The 16,826-nt window shown below is 55.3% G+C and carries 30 protein-coding genes; all 30 read right to left on the bottom strand.

All coding sequences use genetic code 11. From position 1 onward, the window contains the following. Positions 1 to 86 precede the first annotated feature (86 nt). A complete protein-coding gene (locus AD662_RS12615; protein WP_053187618.1) occupies positions 87 to 1,535 on the bottom strand; it encodes a catalase in 1,449 nt (482 codons plus the stop codon). A 224-nt stretch (positions 1,536 to 1,759) separates the two neighbouring features. Continuing rightward, positions 1,760 to 2,146, bottom strand: a complete 387-nt coding sequence (rplQ, locus tag AD662_RS12610; protein WP_003186009.1) for a 50S ribosomal protein L17 — start codon at positions 2,144 to 2,146, stop codon at positions 1,760 to 1,762. A 42-nt stretch (positions 2,147 to 2,188) separates the two neighbouring features. Continuing rightward, positions 2,189 to 3,190: a DNA-directed RNA polymerase subunit alpha gene (locus AD662_RS12605; protein ID WP_003186012.1), complete on the bottom strand. Its 1,002-nt coding sequence runs from the start codon at positions 3,188 to 3,190 to the stop codon at positions 2,189 to 2,191. Between the two features lie 22 nt (positions 3,191 to 3,212). Then, a complete protein-coding gene (gene rpsD, locus AD662_RS12600) occupies positions 3,213 to 3,833 on the bottom strand; it encodes a 30S ribosomal protein S4 (RefSeq protein WP_003176404.1) in 621 nt (206 codons plus the stop codon). A gap of 18 nt (positions 3,834 to 3,851) precedes the next feature. Further along, positions 3,852 to 4,241 (bottom strand): 30S ribosomal protein S11, encoded by a 390-nt coding sequence (gene rpsK / locus AD662_RS12595; RefSeq protein ID WP_002555466.1) that lies wholly within the window; start codon positions 4,239 to 4,241, stop codon positions 3,852 to 3,854. A gap of 30 nt (positions 4,242 to 4,271) precedes the next feature. Continuing rightward, entirely contained in the window at positions 4,272 to 4,628 is a 357-nt protein-coding gene (gene rpsM, locus AD662_RS12590; protein WP_003186020.1) for a 30S ribosomal protein S13, read from the bottom strand. 129 nt (positions 4,629 to 4,757) lie between these two features. Next, positions 4,758 to 4,874, bottom strand: coding sequence for a 50S ribosomal protein L36 (gene rpmJ, locus AD662_RS28510; protein WP_002555468.1), 117 nt, complete (start codon positions 4,872 to 4,874; stop codon positions 4,758 to 4,760). 30 nt (positions 4,875 to 4,904) lie between these two features. Further along, positions 4,905 to 6,233 (bottom strand): preprotein translocase subunit SecY, encoded by a 1,329-nt coding sequence (secY, locus tag AD662_RS12585; RefSeq protein WP_018612224.1) that lies wholly within the window; start codon positions 6,231 to 6,233, stop codon positions 4,905 to 4,907. Further along, positions 6,234 to 6,671 (bottom strand): 50S ribosomal protein L15, encoded by a 438-nt coding sequence (gene rplO / locus AD662_RS12580; protein ID WP_003186032.1) that lies wholly within the window; start codon positions 6,669 to 6,671, stop codon positions 6,234 to 6,236. It abuts the gene before it with no gap. A 3-nt stretch (positions 6,672 to 6,674) separates the two neighbouring features. Then, positions 6,675 to 6,851: a 50S ribosomal protein L30 gene (gene rpmD, locus AD662_RS12575; RefSeq protein ID WP_010438202.1), complete on the bottom strand. Its 177-nt coding sequence runs from the start codon at positions 6,849 to 6,851 to the stop codon at positions 6,675 to 6,677. A gap of 2 nt (positions 6,852 to 6,853) precedes the next feature. Further along, complete coding sequence (gene rpsE / locus AD662_RS12570) at positions 6,854 to 7,354, bottom strand: 30S ribosomal protein S5 (RefSeq protein WP_003186035.1); 501 nt, start codon at positions 7,352 to 7,354, stop codon at positions 6,854 to 6,856. A gap of 3 nt (positions 7,355 to 7,357) precedes the next feature. Further along, positions 7,358 to 7,708, bottom strand: a complete 351-nt coding sequence (rplR, locus tag AD662_RS12565) for a 50S ribosomal protein L18 (protein ID WP_003186037.1) — start codon at positions 7,706 to 7,708, stop codon at positions 7,358 to 7,360. 10 nt (positions 7,709 to 7,718) lie between these two features. Next, entirely contained in the window at positions 7,719 to 8,252 is a 534-nt protein-coding gene (gene rplF, locus AD662_RS12560; RefSeq protein WP_003186039.1) for a 50S ribosomal protein L6, read from the bottom strand. A gap of 12 nt (positions 8,253 to 8,264) precedes the next feature. After that, entirely contained in the window at positions 8,265 to 8,657 is a 393-nt protein-coding gene (gene rpsH, locus AD662_RS12555) for a 30S ribosomal protein S8 (RefSeq protein WP_003186040.1), read from the bottom strand. Positions 8,658 to 8,867: 210 nt separating this feature from the next. Next, positions 8,868 to 9,173 (bottom strand): 30S ribosomal protein S14, encoded by a 306-nt coding sequence (gene rpsN / locus AD662_RS12550; RefSeq protein ID WP_003186042.1) that lies wholly within the window; start codon positions 9,171 to 9,173, stop codon positions 8,868 to 8,870. Between the two features lie 13 nt (positions 9,174 to 9,186). Continuing rightward, a complete protein-coding gene (gene rplE / locus AD662_RS12545) occupies positions 9,187 to 9,726 on the bottom strand; it encodes a 50S ribosomal protein L5 (protein WP_003186044.1) in 540 nt (179 codons plus the stop codon). Between the two features lie 20 nt (positions 9,727 to 9,746). After that, a complete protein-coding gene (gene rplX / locus AD662_RS12540; RefSeq protein ID WP_007896770.1) occupies positions 9,747 to 10,061 on the bottom strand; it encodes a 50S ribosomal protein L24 in 315 nt (104 codons plus the stop codon). 11 nt (positions 10,062 to 10,072) lie between these two features. Beyond that, positions 10,073 to 10,441: a 50S ribosomal protein L14 gene (gene rplN / locus AD662_RS12535; protein WP_002555479.1), complete on the bottom strand. Its 369-nt coding sequence runs from the start codon at positions 10,439 to 10,441 to the stop codon at positions 10,073 to 10,075. Between the two features lie 23 nt (positions 10,442 to 10,464). After that, positions 10,465 to 10,731: a 30S ribosomal protein S17 gene (gene rpsQ / locus AD662_RS12530; protein WP_003176419.1), complete on the bottom strand. Its 267-nt coding sequence runs from the start codon at positions 10,729 to 10,731 to the stop codon at positions 10,465 to 10,467. 2 nt (positions 10,732 to 10,733) lie between these two features. Next, a complete protein-coding gene (rpmC, locus tag AD662_RS12525; protein WP_002555481.1) occupies positions 10,734 to 10,925 on the bottom strand; it encodes a 50S ribosomal protein L29 in 192 nt (63 codons plus the stop codon). Continuing rightward, positions 10,925 to 11,338, bottom strand: coding sequence for a 50S ribosomal protein L16 (rplP, locus tag AD662_RS12520; protein WP_003186052.1), 414 nt, complete (start codon positions 11,336 to 11,338; stop codon positions 10,925 to 10,927). The genes rpmC and rplP overlap by 1 nt, the downstream gene beginning before the upstream one ends. Before the next feature lie 12 nt (positions 11,339 to 11,350). Continuing rightward, on the bottom strand, positions 11,351 to 12,037 hold the full coding sequence (rpsC, locus tag AD662_RS12515) for a 30S ribosomal protein S3 (protein ID WP_003176422.1): 687 nt from the start codon (positions 12,035 to 12,037) through the stop codon (positions 11,351 to 11,353). Between the two features lie 13 nt (positions 12,038 to 12,050). Then, positions 12,051 to 12,383 carry a 50S ribosomal protein L22 gene (gene rplV, locus AD662_RS12510; protein WP_003103908.1) on the bottom strand — a complete coding sequence of 111 codons (333 nt, stop codon included), beginning with the start codon at positions 12,381 to 12,383 and terminating at the stop codon, positions 12,051 to 12,053. 11 nt (positions 12,384 to 12,394) lie between these two features. Next, complete coding sequence (gene rpsS, locus AD662_RS12505) at positions 12,395 to 12,670, bottom strand: 30S ribosomal protein S19 (protein ID WP_002555486.1); 276 nt, start codon at positions 12,668 to 12,670, stop codon at positions 12,395 to 12,397. 16 nt (positions 12,671 to 12,686) lie between these two features. Beyond that, positions 12,687 to 13,511, bottom strand: coding sequence for a 50S ribosomal protein L2 (gene rplB, locus AD662_RS12500; protein ID WP_003186055.1), 825 nt, complete (start codon positions 13,509 to 13,511; stop codon positions 12,687 to 12,689). 14 nt (positions 13,512 to 13,525) lie between these two features. After that, positions 13,526 to 13,825 (bottom strand): 50S ribosomal protein L23, encoded by a 300-nt coding sequence (gene rplW, locus AD662_RS12495; protein WP_002555488.1) that lies wholly within the window; start codon positions 13,823 to 13,825, stop codon positions 13,526 to 13,528. After that, positions 13,822 to 14,424, bottom strand: a complete 603-nt coding sequence (rplD, locus tag AD662_RS12490; RefSeq protein WP_003186057.1) for a 50S ribosomal protein L4 — start codon at positions 14,422 to 14,424, stop codon at positions 13,822 to 13,824. The genes rplW and rplD overlap by 4 nt, the downstream gene beginning before the upstream one ends. A gap of 12 nt (positions 14,425 to 14,436) precedes the next feature. Then, the gene (gene rplC, locus AD662_RS12485; protein WP_003186059.1) at positions 14,437 to 15,072 is read right to left on the bottom strand and encodes a 50S ribosomal protein L3; all 636 of its coding nucleotides are present in this window, start codon (positions 15,070 to 15,072) and stop codon (positions 14,437 to 14,439) included. 80 nt (positions 15,073 to 15,152) lie between these two features. Continuing rightward, positions 15,153 to 15,464: a 30S ribosomal protein S10 gene (gene rpsJ, locus AD662_RS12480; RefSeq protein WP_003186070.1), complete on the bottom strand. Its 312-nt coding sequence runs from the start codon at positions 15,462 to 15,464 to the stop codon at positions 15,153 to 15,155. 156 nt (positions 15,465 to 15,620) lie between these two features. After that, positions 15,621 to 16,814, bottom strand: a complete 1,194-nt coding sequence (tuf, locus tag AD662_RS12475; RefSeq protein WP_003186071.1) for an elongation factor Tu — start codon at positions 16,812 to 16,814, stop codon at positions 15,621 to 15,623. Between the last annotated feature and the right edge of the window lie 12 nt (positions 16,815 to 16,826).

The raw sequence follows: 16,826 nt of genomic DNA, 5'->3' as shown, positions 1-16,826 counted from the left end.
CTACAAAAGCGAAGAAAATCCGAGAAAACCGGGTTAAATAACGCAAAAACCGCCCTAATGAGGGCGGTTCTGCTTCTCGTTTAGACTTAGTTAAGCGCTACACCCAAGGCTTTTGCGATGCCCTCTCCATAGGCAACATCGGCCTTGAAGAAATGCTGCAACTGACGGTCAACCACATCTGCCGACACGCCCCCCATTGCACCGGCGATGTTGCTGATCAACAGCGCCTTCTGCTCATCGCTCATCAAGCGGAACAGCGCACCGGCGTGACTGTAGTAGTCGGTGTCTTCGCGATGATCAAAACGGTCCGCCGCGCCACTGAGGGCCAGTGCTGGTTCCGCATAACGCGGGGCCTGCTTCGGTGCCTCCACGTAGCTGTTAGGCTCGTAGTTCGGTGCCGCCCCGCCATTGCTGCCAAACGCCATGGCACCGTCGCGCTGGTAGGTATTGACCGGACTGCGCGGCGCATTCACCGGCAATTGCTGGTGATTGGTGCCCACACGGTAGCGGTGCGCATCAGCGTAGGCGAAGACGCGACCCTGCAGCATACGGTCCGGCGAGAGACCAACCCCTGGCACCATGTTGCTCGGGCCGAACGCCGCTTGCTCGACTTCGGCAAAGTAGTTCAGCGGGTTACGGTTGAGCTCAAGCACACCGACTTCGATCAACGGGAATTCTTTCTGCGACCAGGTCTTGGTGACGTCGAACGGATTCTCGTAATGCGCTGCGGCCTGTGCCTCGGTCATGACCTGGATGCAAACGCTCCATTTCGGGAAGTCACCGCGCTCGATGGCGCTGAACAAGTCACGCTGGGCGTAATCCGGGTCGGTACCCGCCAGGCGCGCTGCCTCTGCCGGCGCGAGGTTCTTGATCCCTTGCTGGGTCTTGTAGTGCCACTTCACCCAGCGGCGCTCACCCTGCGCGTTGATCAGGCTGTAGGTGTGACTACCGAAGCCGTGCATGTGGCGGTAGCCATCCGGAATGCCGCGATCAGAGAACAGAATGGTGACCTGGTGCAACGCCTCAGGCGAATGCGACCAGAAATCCCACATCGCCTGGGCGCTTTTCAGGTTGCTTTGCGGCAGACGTTTCTGGGTGTGGATGAAGTCTGGAAACTTCAACGGATCACGAATGAAGAATACCGGCGTGTTGTTGCCGACGATGTCCCAGTTACCTTCCTCGGTGTAGAACTTCAGGGCGAAACCGCGCGGGTCACGTTCAGTGTCGGCCGAACCACGCTCGCCACCCACGGTGGAGAACCGCAGGAAGGTGGGCGTCTGCTTGCCGACCGACTCGAACAACTTGGCGCTGGTGTACGGGGTAATGTCCTGGGTGACGGTGAATGTGCCGTAGGCGCCCGAGCCTTTGGCGTGTACACGGCGCTCAGGAATGTTCTCGCGATTGAAGTGAGCAAGCTTCTCGATCAGGTGGAAATCGTCGAGCAGCAGCGGGCCGCGCGGGCCGGCGGAACGAGAGTTCTGGTTATCGGCGACAGGAGCGCCGCTGGCGGTCGTAAGCGTTTTGGTCTGGCTCATGCTCAATCTTCCTAGGTCGGTCTTCGAACTGCCGGCTAATCGGCTGGAAAGGAGTATTGATCATATTAATGACAGTATCCAAATTCATTAAATCATGGACATCGATAGTCATTATCTAACACTGAATACTTGCCAATAGCCAAGCCGGTCGAAGCGGCTTGCCTGCTTTTCCTTCAGGCAACAAAAAACCGGGCACAAGGCCCGGTTTTTTGTATGTTGCCGACTTACTCAGCGGATACAGCTTCACCGCTGGTAGCACGATCAACCAACTCGACGTACGCCATAGGCGCGTTGTCGCCAGCGCGGAAACCGCACTTGAGGATGCGCAGGTAGCCACCCTCACGGGTAGCGTAACGCTTGCCCAGGTCGTTGAAGAGCTTACCAACGATAGCTTTCGAACGAGTACGGTCGAAAGCCAGACGGCGGTTAGCCAGGCTATCTGTCTTGGCCAGAGTGATCAGCGGCTCAGCAACGCGACGCAGTTCTTTGGCTTTCGGCAGTGTAGTTTTGATCAGCTCGTGCTCGAACAGCGACACCGCCATGTTTTGGAACATGGCCTTGCGGTGCGAGCTGGTGCGGCTCAGGTGACGACCACTTTTACGATGACGCATGGTTCATTCCTTACCAAACACAACGTTCGGTGATTACGACGATCAGGCAGTCGCCTTGTCGTCCTTCTTAAGACTTGCAGGCGGCCAGTTGTCGAGGCGCATGCCGAGGGACAGACCGCGGGAGGCCAGAACGTCCTTGATTTCAGTCAAGGATTTCTTGCCAAGGTTCGGAGTCTTCAACAGCTCTACTTCGGTACGCTGAATCAGGTCGCCGATGTAGTAGATGTTTTCCGCCTTAAGGCAGTTAGCCGAACGTACAGTCAGTTCCAGATCGTCAACCGGGCGAAGCAGGATCGGATCGATCTCGTCTTCCTGCTCGACAACCACTGGCTCACTGTCACCTTTGAGGTCGACGAACGCAGCCAACTGCTGTTGCAGGATGGTTGCAGCACGGCGGATAGCCTCTTCAGGATCCAGGGTACCGTTGGTTTCCAGATCAATAACCAGCTTGTCCAGGTTGGTACGCTGTTCGACACGGGCGTTTTCCACCACGTATGCGATACGGCGAACTGGGCTGAACGAAGAGTCAAGCTGCAAGCGACCGATGCTGCGGCTTTCGTCTTCATCGCTCTGACGCGAGTCTGCCGGTTCATAACCACGACCACGAGCTACAGTGAGCTTCATGTTCAGGGCGCCGTTAGACGCCAGGTTAGCGATTACGTGATCGGGGTTAACGATCTCGACATCATGATCCAGCTGAATATCGGCAGCGGTAACCACCCCCGAACCCTTCTTCGACAAGGTCAGCGTAACTTCGTCACGACCGTGCAGCTTGATAGCCAGACCTTTAAGGTTCAACAGGATTTCAATTACATCTTCCTGTACACCTTCGATGGCGCTGTACTCGTGGAGCACACCGTCAATCTCGGCCTCGACTACTGCACAGCCGGGCATTGAGGACAACAGGATGCGGCGCAGCGCGTTGCCCAGGGTGTGGCCGAAACCACGCTCGAGAGGCTCGAGTGTGATCTTGGCGCGGGTTGGACTGACAACCTGCACATCAATATGGCGGGGTGTCAGGAACTCATTTACCGAAATCTGCATGGATGCACCTATTTTCTAGCCCTTACTTGGAGTAGAGCTCGACAATCAGGCTTTCGTTGATGTCGGCGGACAGATCACTGCGAGCAGGAACGTTCTTGAAAACGCCCGACTTCTTCTCAGTGTCTACTTCTACCCATTCTACGCGGCCACGTTGGGCACACAGATCGAGAGCTTGGACAATGCGAAGTTGGTTCTTTGCTTTCTCGCGAACAGCAACCACGTCACCAGCACGAACCTGGTAGGACGGAACGTTTACGGTCTGACCGTTAACGCTGATCGACTTGTGCGATACCAGCTGACGGGATTCGGCACGAGTAGAACCGAAACCCATACGGTATACAACGTTGTCCAGACGGCATTCGAGCAGTTGCAACAGGTTTTCGCCGGTTGCGCCTTTCTTGCCAGCTGCTTCTTTGTAGTAGCCGCTGAATTGACGCTCGAGAACGCCGTAGATACGACGGACCTTCTGCTTTTCACGCAGTTGGGTGCCGTAGTCGGACTGGCGACCGCGGCGTTGGCCGTGGATACCAGGTGCTGCTTCAATGTTGCACTTCGATTCGATCGCGCGCACGCCGCTCTTCAGAAAAAGATCGGTGCCTTCGCGACGAGCGAGTTTGCATTTTGGACCAATGTAACGAGCCATTCTTTACAATCTCCTGGATTACACGCGGCGCTTCTTCGGCGGACGGCACCCGTTGTGCGGGATTGGCGTCACGTCGGTGATGCTGGCGATCTTGTAGCCACAGCCGTTCAAAGCGCGGACTGCGGATTCACGACCTGGACCTGGACCTTTGACGTTGACGTCGAGGTTTTTCAGGCCGTATTCCAGCGCAGCTTGACCAGCACGTTCAGCAGCTACTTGAGCAGCGAACGGGGTGGACTTGCGGGAACCGCGGAAACCCGAACCACCGGAGGTAGCCCAGGAAAGAGCGTTACCTTGACGGTCGGTAATGGTCACGATGGTGTTGTTAAAAGAAGCATGGATGTGGGCGATGCCATCAACCACTGTCTTTTTAACTTTTTTACGAGGACGAGCAGCAGGTTTTGCCATGATTAAATTCCTGTCGATTCGCTGGGGCGATTACTTGCGGATCGGCTTACGCGGACCTTTACGGGTACGCGCGTTGGTCTTGGTACGCTGACCGCGTACTGGCAGACCACGACGATGACGCAGACCGCGATAGCAACCGAGGTCCATCAAGCGCTTGATTTTCATGTTGATTTCGCGACGCAGGTCACCTTCAGTGGTGAACTTCGCCACTTCGCCACGCAGCTGTTCAATCTGCTCGTCGCTCAGATCTTTGATCTTTGCCGCTGGGTTGACCCCAGTCACTGCACAAATTTTCTGTGCAGTAGTGCGACCAACACCATAGATGTAGGTCAGCGAGATAACAGTATGCTTGTTATCTGGAATGTTGACGCCTGCAATACGGGCCATTCAGTGGGACTCCAATTGACAGCTACCTACGCCCCGGAAGCCAAGAAATAGGGCGCGAGATAATATCGCTGTAATAACAAATAATCAACCCGGCAGCGCACTAGCTGCCGGGCTTAAGCACAATCACACTCAGCCTTGGCGCTGTTTGTGACGCGGTTCCGCGCTGCAAATTACCCGAACAACACCTTCGCGGCGAATAATCTTGCAGTTACGGCACAGCTTTTTCACCGATGCACGAACTTTCATCACCAACTCCTCGAACCTTATGGACGCTACTCAGCGCAACATGCCGCTGCCGTAGCCCTTCAGGTTGGCTTTCTTCATCAGGGATTCGTACTGGTGCGAAACGAGGTGCGATTGTACTTGGGACATGAAGTCCATCACAACCACGACCACGATCAGCAACGAGGTCCCGCCAAGGTAGAACGGTACGTTTGCCGCAACCACCAGGAACTGGGGAAGCAGGCACACGGCCGTCATGTAAAGAGCACCGAACAAGGTCAAACGAGTCAAAACGCCATCAATGTAGCGCGCCGACTGCTCACCTGGACGGATACCCGGAATAAAGGCACCGGACTTCTTCAGGTTTTCCGCTACGTCTTTCGGATTGAACATCAACGCCGTATAGAAGAAGCAGAAGAAAATAATCCCTGCACTAAACAGCAGAATATTCAACGGCTGACCAGGAGCGATCGACTGCGAGATGTCCTGCAACCAGCCCATACCTTCAGACTGGCCGAACCAGGCACCCAACGAAGCTGGGAACAGCAGGATGCTGCTCGCGAAAATAGCCGGAATAACGCCGGCCATGTTCACCTTCAACGGCAAGTGGCTGGTCTGCGCAGCAAACACCTTGCGGCCCTGCTGACGCTTGGCGTAGTGAACAGCAATACGCCGCTGACCACGCTCGATGAACACCACGAAACCGATAATCGCTACTGCCAACAGACCGATGGCAACCAGGGCGAAAATATTGATATCGCCCTGACGCGCAGACTCGAAAGACTGCCCGATTGCTCTCGGAAGACCGGCGACGATACCTGCGAAGATCAACATCGAGATACCGTTGCCAACACCACGCTCAGTAATCTGCTCACCCAGCCACATCATGAACATCGCGCCCGCCACAAAAGTGGTTACCGCAACGAAATGGAAGCCAAAGTCACCAGTGAACGCTACGCCCTGCCCCGCCAGACCGATGGACATGCCAACAGCCTGGACGAGAGCGAGGACGACAGTGAGGTAGCGGGTGTACTGGCTGATCTTGCGACGGCCAGCTTCACCTTCCTTCTTCAACTGCTCCAGCTGCGGGCTGACGGCGCTCATCAATTGCATGATGATCGACGCCGAAATGTACGGCATGATCCCCAGTGCAAAGATGCTCATCCGCTCCAGCGCGCCGCCGGAAAACATGTTGAACAAGCTAAGAATGGTCCCCTCATTCTGTCGAAACAGGTCCGCGAGTCGGTCCGGGTTGATACCTGGAACCGGGATGTGTGCGCCTATTCGGTAGACGATAATCGCCAGGAACAGAAAACGCAGACGAGCCCAGAGTTCAGACATACCGCCTTTGCCGAGCGCAGAGAGAGCACCTTGCTTAGCCATTTATTCCTCGAACTTGCCGCCAGCTGCTTCGATAGCCGCGCGCGCACCTTTGGTGGCGCCGATTCCCTTTCCGATGGTGACAGCACGAGCAACTTCGCCCGACAGCATGATTTTCACACGCTGAACGTTCTGGTTGATCACGTTGGCATCCTTCAGGGACTGCACGGTGACGATGTCGCCATCCACTTTGGCCAGCTCGGACAGACGCACTTCTGCGCGGTCCATGGCTTTCAGGGAAACGAAACCGAACTTCGGCAGGCGACGATGCAGCGGCTGTTGACCGCCTTCAAAGCCTGGAGCAATGGTGCCACCGGAGCGGGAGGTCTGACCTTTGTGGCCACGGCCACCGGTCTTGCCCAAACCACTACCGATACCACGGCCCGGACGATGCTTTTCACGACGGGAACCCGGCGCTGGACTCAGATCATTGAGTTTCATCGATTAACCCTCGACACGCAGCATGTAGTAAGCCTTGTTGATCATCCCGCGATTCTCGGGAGTATCCAGGACTTCTACAGTGTGACCGATGCGACGCAGACCCAAACCCTTAACACACAGTCTGTGGTTAGGGATGCGGCCGGTCATGCTTTTGATCAGCGTAACTTTTACGGTAGCCATGATCAGAAGATCTCCTTGACGCTTTTGCCACGCTTGGCGGCAATGGATTCAGGAGACTGCATTGCTTTCAAACCCTTGAAAGTGGCGTGAACCACGTTTACCGGGTTAGTCGAGCCGTAGCACTTGGCCAGAACGTTCTGAACGCCAGCAACTTCGAGGACAGCACGCATAGCGCCGCCAGCGATGATACCGGTACCTTCAGAAGCAGGCTGCATGTACACCTTCGAAGCGCCATGGGCGGACTTCATTGCGTACTGCAGAGTGGTGCCGTTCAGATCAACCTGGATCATGTTGCGGCGAGCAGCTTCCATTGCCTTCTGGATCGCAGCAGGCACTTCACGCGACTTGCCACGGCCGAAGCCAACACGGCCCTTACCATCACCCACTACGGTCAACGCAGTGAAAGTGAAGATACGGCCGCCTTTAACGGTTTTGGCTACGCGGTTAACTTGAACCAGCTTCTCGATGTAGCCTTCGTCGCGCTTTTGGTCGTTATTTGACATAACTTAGAACTCCAGCCCAGCTTCACGAGCAGCATCAGCCAGCGCCTTGACGCGGCCGTGGTACTTGAAGCCAGAGCGGTCGAAAGCCACCTGCGAGACGCCAGCGGCTTTAGCACGCGTAGCGACCAGCTGGCCAACCTTAGTGGCCGCGTCGATGTTGCCAGTGGCGCCATCACGCAGTTCTTTATCCAAAGTCGAGGCACTTGCCAGGACTTTGTTGCCGTCGGCCGAAATGACCTGGGCGTAGATGTGCTGCGACGAGCGGAACACGCAGAGACGCACGACTTCGAGTTCGTGCATTTTCAGGCGTGCTTTGCGAGCGCGACGCAGTCGAGTAACTTTTTTGTCGGTCATTTGCTATGCCCTACTTCTTCTTGGCTTCTTTACGACGGACGACTTCGTCCGCGTAGCGCACACCTTTGCCTTTGTACGGCTCTGGTGGACGGAAGTCGCGGATCTCGGCGGCCACTTGACCTACCAGCTGCTTGTCGATGCCCTTGATCAGGATATCGGTCTGGCTAGGAGTCTCAGCGGTGATGCCTTCCGGCAGTTCATAATCCACTGGGTGCGAGAAGCCAAGAGCCAGGTTCAGCACTGTGCCTTTTGCTTGCGCTTTGTAACCAACACCGACCAGCTGGAGCTTGCGCTCGAAGCCTTGGCTTACGCCTTGGACCATGTTGTTTACCAACGCACGAGTGGTACCAGCCATTGCGCGAGTCTGTTGATCGCCATTGCGAGCAGCGAAACGCAGCTCACCAGCTTCTTCAACAATCTCAACGGACGAATGGATGTTCAGTTGCAGAGTGCCCTTGGCACCCTTCACCGAAAGCTGTTGGCCTGCGAATTTGACTTCGACACCGGCTGGCAGCTTAACGGGGTTCTTAGCGACGCGTGACATGCTTATCCCCCCTTAGAACACAGTGCAAAGAACTTCGCCGCCGACACCGGCAGCGCGCGCAGCACGATCCGTCATCACACCTTTGTTGGTGGAGACGATAGACACACCGAGACCGCCACGAACTTTTGGCAGATCATCGACGGACTTGTACTGACGCAGGCCTGGACGGCTAACGCGCTTCACTTCCTCGATGACCGGACGGCCTTCGAAGTACTTCAGCTCGATGGACAGCAGAGGCTTGATTTCGCTGCTGATCTGATAACCCGCAATGTAACCTTCGTCCTTCAGGACTTTGGCAACAGCTACCTTCAAAGTAGAAGATGGCATGCTTACGACGGACTTTTCAGCCATCTGGGCATTACGGATACGAGTTAGCATGTCCGCTAACGGGTCCTGCATACTCATGGGCTAGACGCTCCTAATACACAAAAAATTAGCCTTTCGGCTAGTACGTGTCGCCGAGCGCATCCGTGCAATAAAAACACGGGCTCAGGCGAGCCGGGTATTCTAGACACACCCCACAAATGAATCAAGCCCCAAAAGGGGCTTGATTCAAGTTCAAGGCCACCGGCGGTCAGGATCTTGCGATCCCGAACGCCGCGACTTTGACAGTGCTTACCAGCTGGCTTTAACCAGACCTGGAACGTCACCACGCATTGCAGCTTGACGCAGCATGTTACGGCCGAGGCCGAACTTGCGGTACACGCCGTGCGGACGACCAGTCAGGCGGCAGCGGTTACGCATGCGCGAGGCGCTTGCGTCACGTGGCTGCTTCTGCAGGGCTACGGTAGCTTCCCAACGTGCTTCTGGACTTGCGTTCAGATCAACGATGATAGCTTTCAGCGCTGCACGCTTGGTGGCGTACTTGGCAACGGTGAGCTGACGCTTCAGCTCACGGTTCTTCATGCTCTTCTTGGCCATTTTCCTACTCCAATCAGTTGCGGAACGGGAATTTGAAAGCGCGCAGCAGTGCGCGACCTTCGTCATCCGTCCGAGCAGTGGTGGTCAGGGTAATGTCCAGACCGCGGAGAGCATCGATCTTGTCGTAATCGATTTCCGGGAAAATGATCTGCTCTTTAACGCCCATGCTGTAGTTACCACGACCATCGAAGGACTTGGCATTCAGGCCGCGGAAGTCGCGAACCCGAGGCAGGGAGATCGACAGCAGACGATCCAGGAACTCGTACATACGCTCACGGCGCAGGGTCACTTTGACGCCGATCGGCCAACCTTCACGGACTTTAAAGCCAGCGATGGATTTCCGAGCGTAAGTCACAACGACTTTCTGACCGGTGATCTTTTCCAGGTCGGCAACAGCGTGCTCGATGACTTTTTTGTCGCCGATCGCTTCGCCCAGACCCATGTTCAGGGTGATTTTGGTAACGCGCGGAACTTCCATCACGTTCGAAAGCTTAAGTTCTTCCTTAAGTTTCGGTGCGATTTCCTTCCGGTAAATCTCTTTTAGTCGTGCCATGGTCTTCTACCTAGCAGTGTTCAAGCATCAACCGCTTTTTGGGTCGACTTGAAGACACGAATTTTCTTACCGTCTTCTACTTTGAAACCAACGCGGTCAGCCTTGTTGGTTTCGCCGTTGAAGATGGCGACGTTGGAAGCGTGCAGTGGCGCTTCTTTCTCGACGATACCGCCTTGTACGCCCGACATCGGGTTTGGCTTGGTATGGCGCTTGACCAGGTTCAGACCACCAACAACCAGACGGTCATCAGCGAGAACCTTAAGCACCTTACCGCGCTTACCTTTGTCTTTGCCGGCGATCACGATGATCTCGTCGTCACGACGAATCTTTTGCATGTCGGATCTCCTTACAGCACTTCTGGGGCGAGCGAGACGATCTTCATGAACTTCTCAGTACGAAGTTCACGGGTCACTGGCCCAAAGATACGGGTGCCGATCGGCTCTTGCTTGTTGTTCAACAGAACAGCAGCGTTGCCATCAAAGCGGATAATGGAGCCATCTGCACGGCGAACACCGTGACGAGTGCGGACTACAACAGCAGTCATCACTTGGCCTTTTTTCACTTTACCGCGAGGAATTGCTTCCTTGACGGTAACCTTGATGATGTCACCGATACCAGCGTAACGACGATGGGAGCCACCCAGCACCTTGATGCACATAACGCGGCGAGCGCCGCTGTTATCGGCCACATCGAGCATGGATTGAGTCTGAATCATATAATTTCTCCGACCCCTAGTCCTTAGACTTCCACAGCGCGTTCGAGAACATCAACCAGCGCCCAAGACTTGGTCTTGGCCAAAGGACGAGTTTCACGAATAGTGACTTTGTCGCCGATGTGGCACTGATTGGTTTCGTCGTGCGCGTGCAGCTTAGTCGAACGCTTAACGTATTTACCGTAGATCGGGTGCTTAACGCGACGCTCGATCAGAACGGTGATGGTTTTGTCCATCTTGTCGCTGACAACACGGCCAGTCAGCGTACGGACAGTTTTTTCGGCTTCAGCCATGATTACTTACCTGCCTGCTGGTTGAGCACAGTTTTCACGCGAGCGATGTCACGCTTAACTTGCGAGAGCAGATGAGACTGCCCCAACTGGCCAGTTGCTTTCTGCATACGCAGATTGAACTGGTCGCGCAGCAGGCCGAGCAGTTGCTCGTTCAGCTGCTGTGCTGATTTTTCACGAAGTTCATTCGCTTTCATCACATCACCGTCCGTTTAACAAAGGAGGTGGCGAGCGGCAGCTTTGCAGCAGCCAGGGCGAAAGCCTCACGCGCCAGCTCTTCAGAAACACCCTCGATTTCATACAGGACTTTGCCTGGCTGAATCTGGGCAACCCAGTACTCCACGTTACCCTTACCTTTACCCATCCGAACTTCGAGTGGCTTCTTGGTGACAGGCTTGTCCGGGAATACACGGATCCAGATCTTGCCGCCACGTTTTACGTGACGGGTCAGAGCACGACGCGCTGACTCGATCTGACGAGCGGTGAGACGACCACGAGCAACAGACTTCAGCGCGAACTCGCCGAAGCTGACTTTGCTACCGCGCAATGCCAGGCCACGGTTGTGACCGGTCATCTGCTTGCGGAACTTCGTACGCTTTGGTTGCAACATTTGGCGTACCCCTTACTTAGCAGCTTTTTTACGAGGCGCTGGTGCTTGTGGTTTCAGTTCTTCTTGGCGACCACCAATTACTTCGCCTTTGAAGATCCAAACCTTTACACCGATCACACCGTAAGTGGTGTGAGCTTCGTAGTTGGCATAGTCGATGTCGGCACGCAGGGTGTGCAGTGGCACACGACCTTCGCGATACCATTCAGTACGTGCGATTTCAGCACCGCCGAGACGACCGCTCACTTGGATTTTGATGCCTTTGGCACCAATGCGCATTGCGTTCTGTACAGCGCGCTTCATAGCGCGACGGAACATTACGCGACGCTCCAGCTGCTGAGCTACGCTCTGCGCAACCAGCATACCGTCGAGCTCCGGCTTGCGGATCTCTTCGATATTGATGTGCACAGGCACACCCATTTGCTTGGTCAGGTCCTGACGCAGCTTCTCAACATCTTCACCTTTCTTCCCGATAACGATACCTGGACGAGCGGTGTGGATGGTGATACGTGCAGTCTGCGCCGGACGATGGATATCGATACGGCTTACGGACGCGCTTTTTAGTTTGTCTTGGAGATACTCACGCACCTTCAGATCAGCGAACAAGTAGTCCGCATAAGTCCGACCGTCTGCGTACCAGACGGAGGTGTGCTCCTTGACGATTCCCAGGCGAATGCCAATGGGATGTACTTTCTGACCCATCTCTTCGACTCCGTTACTTGTCAGCAACCTTGACAGTGATATGGCAAGACCGCTTGACGATGCGATCAGCACGGCCTTTGGCACGTGGCATGATGCGCTTCAGCGAACGCCCTTCGTTGACGAAAACGGTGCTGACCTTCAGGTCATCAACGTCTGCGCCTTCGTTATGCTCGGCGTTGGCTACGGCCGACTCCAGCACTTTCTTCATGATCTCGGCGGCTTTCTTACTGCTGAAAGCCAACAGGTTGAGCGCTTCGCCCACCTTCTTCCCGCGGATCTGGTCGGCGACCAAGCGGGCTTTCTGGGCGGAGATTCGAGCGCCCGACAACTTAGCGGCTACTTCCATTTCCTAACCCCTTAACGCTTGGCTTTCTTGTCTGCCACGTGCCCACGATAAGTGCGGGTACCGGCGAACTCGCCCAGTTTGTGGCCGACCATGTCTTCGTTAACGAGAACTGGGACGTGTTGACGACCGTTGTGTACTGCGATGGTCAGACCGACCATTTGTGGCAGGATCATCGAACGACGCGACCAGGTCTTAACTGGTTTGCGATCGTTCTTTTCCGCCGCCACTTCGATCTTCTTCAGTAGGTGAAGATCAATAAAAGGACCTTTTTTCAGAGAACGTGGCACTGTCGTATCCCTCTATTTACTTGCGACGACGGACGATCATTTTGTCGGTACGCTTATTACCACGAGTCTTCGCGCCCTTAGTCGGGAAGCCCCATGGCGATACCGGATGACGACCACCAGAGGTACGACCTTCACCACCACCATGTGGGTGGTCAACCGGGTTCATGGCAACACCACGAACGGTTGGGCGAACGCCACGCCAGCGCTTGGCACCAGCTTTACCCAACGAACGCAGGCTGTGCTCGGAGTTCGAGACTTCGCCCAGGGTCGCACGGCATTCAGCCAGTACTTTACGCATCTCACCAGAACGCAGACGCAGGGTCACGTAGACACCTTCACGAGCGATCAGCTGAGCCGAAGCACCAGCGGAACGAGCGATCTGTGCGCCTTTACCTGGCTTCAATTCGATGCCGTGTACGGTGCTACCAACTGGAATGTTACGCAGTTGCAGAGCGTTGCCCGGCTTGATCGGTGCCAGGGCACCTGCGATCAGCTGGTCGCCAGCACTCACGCCTTTAGGGGCGATGATGTAGCGGCGCTCGCCATCTGCGTACAGCAGCAGAGCGATGTGAGCAGTACGGTTTGGATCGTATTCGATACGCTCGACGGTGGCAGCGATGCCATCCTTGTCGTTGCGACGGAAGTCGACCAGACGATAATGCTGCTTATGACCACCACCGATGTGACGAGTGGTAATACGGCCATTGTTGTTACGACCACCAGACTTCGATTTTTTCTCGAGCAGCGGTGCGTGAGGAGCGCCTTTATGCAGCTCCTGGTTGACCACCTTGACCACAAAACGGCGGCCAGGGGAAGTCGGTTTGCATTTAACGATTGCCATGATGCACCCCTTCCTTACTCAGCACTGCTGCTGAAATCGAGATCTTGGCCTGGCTGAAGGGAGATAACTGCCTTCTTCCAGTCATTACGCTTGCCCAGACCGCGAGCAGTGCGCTTGCTTTTACCCAGAACGTTCAGGGTAGTCACGCGCTCTACTTTCACGCTGAACAGGCTTTCGACGGCCTTCTTGATTTCCAGCTTGGTTGCGTCGGTCGCAACCTTGAAAACGAACTGGCCTTTCTTGTCTGCCAGAACCGTAGCCTTCTCGGAAACGTGCGGGCCAAGCAGAACTTTAAATACGCGTTCCTGGTTCATCCCAGCAGCTCCTCGAATTTCTTCACGGCCGACACGGTGATCAACACCTTGTCGTATGCGATCAGACTGACCGGATCGGAACCCTGCACGTCACGAACGTCGACGTGTGGCAGGTTGCGAGCAGCCAGGTACAGGTTCTGATCAACAGCGTCAGACACGATCAGGACGTCAGTCAGGCCCATGCCGTTCAGCTTGTTCAGCAGATCTTTGGTTTTCGGTGCTTCAACAGCGAAGTCCTGAACCACGACCAGACGATCAGTACGCACCAGCTCAGCAAGGATGGAACGCATTGCTGCGCGATACATCTTCTTGTTCAGCTTCTGGGAGTGATCCTGAGGACGAGCTGCGAAAGTGGTACCGCCGCCACGCCAGATTGGGCTACGGATAGTACCGGCACGAGCACGGCCAGTACCTTTCTGACGCCATGGGCGCTTGCCGCCACCGGAAACGTCGGAACGGGTCTTTTGCTGCTTGCTACCTTGACGGCCGCCGGCCATGTAGGCCACGACTGCTTGGTGAACCAGCGTCTCGTTGAATTCGCCGCCAAATGTCAGTTCGGAAACTTCGATCGCTTGAGCGTCATTTACATTTAATTGCATGTCAGCTTCCCCTTAACCGCGAGCCTTGGCTGCTGGACGTACAACCAAGTTGCCGCCAGTAGCGCCAGGAACAGCGCCCTTGACCAACAACAGATTGCGTTCAGCGTCCACGCGCACTACTTCGAGGGACTGCACGGTCACGCGCTCAGCGCCCATATGACCGGACATTTTTTTGCCCTTGAATACACGACCAGGAGTCTGGCACTGGCCGATAGAGCCTGGAACGCGGTGGGATACGGAGTTACCGTGGGTGTTATCTTGCCCGCGGAAGTTCCAACGCTTGATCGTACCCTGGAAGCCTTTACCCTTGGACTGACCGGTTACATCAACCAGTTGACCAGCGGCGAAGATTTCAGCGTTGATCAGATCGCCGGCCTGGTACTCGCCTTCTTCAAGGCGGAATTCCATTACGGTACGACCAGCGGCAACGTTCGCCTTGGCGAAGTGGCCAGCCTGAGCTGCTGTTACACGCGAAGCACGACGCTCGCCGACAGTGACTTGCACTGCACGATAGCCATCGGTCTCTTCAGTTTTGAACTGGGTGACGCGATTCGGCTCGATCTCAATGACCGTGACCGGAATGGAGACACCTTCTTCGGTGAAAATACGGGTCATACCGCATTTACGACCGACTACACCAATAGTCATGTTGTAAACCTCATGAGTGTACGGGGCTTTCACCCGCTATGGCCGCCCATTTCAGAGCGTTACACGACTAAGACCGAGTCTTAGCCGAGGCTGATCTGCACTTCCACACCGGCCGCAAGATCAAGCTTCATAAGTGCATCAACGGTTTTATCCGTTGGCTGGACGATGTCCAGAACGCGCTTATGAGTACGGATCTCGTACTGGTCACGCGCGTCTTTGTTGACGTGCGGGGAGACCAGAACGGTGAACCGCTCTTTACGGGTAGGCAGTGGAATTGGACCACGCACTTGAGCACCAGTACGTTTCGCGGTTTCCACGATTTCCTGGGTGGATTGGTCGATCAGGCGATGGTCGAAAGCCTTCAACCTGATACGGATTTGCTGATTTTGCATTGGATTTCAGACTCCGGCTGCTATTCCCACCGAGCGCAATACGCCCGTTAAAAGGAGGCGCAATTCTATAGACGCCCCATATAGGTGTCAACCCAATAAAAAAGCCCCCGCTGGGCGGGGGCTTTTTCAACTCATCGAAGCTGACTCAAAAAGAGCTTACTCGATGATTTTGGCTACGACGCCAGCGCCGACGGTACGACCGCCTTCACGAATAGCGAAACGCAGACCGTCTTCCATTGCGATGGTCTTGATCAGGGTGACAACCATTTTGATGTTGTCGCCTGGCATTACCATTTCAACGCCTTCCGGCAGTTCGCAGTTACCGGTCACGTCAGTGGTCCGGAAGTAGAACTGTGGACGGTAGCCTTTGAAGAACGGAGTGTGACGACCGCCTTCTTCTTTGCTCAGAACGTACACTTCAGCTTCGAACTTGGTGTGCGGCTTGACCGAACCCGGCTTAACCAGAACCTGGCCACGCTCAACGTCGTCACGCTTGGTACCACGCAGCAGAACGCCGCAGTTCTCGCCAGCACGACCTTCGTCGAGCAGTTTACGGAACATTTCAACACCGGTGCAGGTGGTGACGGTGGTGTCACGCAGACCTACGATTTCCAGTGGATCCTGAACCTTGACGATACCGCGCTCGATACGACCAGTCACAACAGTACCGCGACCAGAGATCGAGAACACGTCTTCGATTGGCATCAGGAACGGCTTGTCGATAACACGAACTGGCTCTGGGATGTAGCTGTCCAGAGTTTCTACCAGACGCTTGACAGCGGTGGTACCCATTTCGTTGTCGTCTTGGCCGTTCAGAGCCATCAGAGCCGAACCGATGATGATTGGAGTGTCATCACCTGGGAAGTCGTAAGTGCTCAGCAGATCGCGCACTTCCATCTCAACCAGTTCCAGCAGCTCAGCGTCGTCAACCATGTCAGCCTTGTTCAGGAAGACAACGATGTACGGAACACCTACCTGACGGGACAGCAGGATGTGCTCACGGGTTTGTGGCATCGGACCATCAGCGGCCGAGCAAACCAGGATCGCGCCGTCCATCTGGGCAGCACCGGTGATCATGTTCTTCACATAGTCAGCGTGACCTGGGCAGTCAACGTGAGCGTAGTGACGAATCGAAGAGTTGTACTCAACGTGCGCGGTGTTGATGGTGATACCACGAGCCTTTTCTTCCGGAGCGCTGTCGATCTTGTCGAAAGCAACAACGGCCGAACCGAAAACTTCGGAGCAGACGCGAGTCAGAGCAGCAGTCAGAGTGGTTTTACCGTGGTCAACGTGACCAATGGTGCCAACGTTGACGTGCGGTAGGGAACGATCAAATTTTTCTTTAGCCACGACAATTAACTC

The sequence above is a fragment of the Pseudomonas kilonensis genome (assembly GCF_001269885.1).
GTDB lineage: Bacteria > Pseudomonadota > Gammaproteobacteria > Pseudomonadales > Pseudomonadaceae > Aquipseudomonas > Aquipseudomonas kilonensis.
This window is presented reverse-complemented; position numbering and strand designations above follow the sequence as displayed.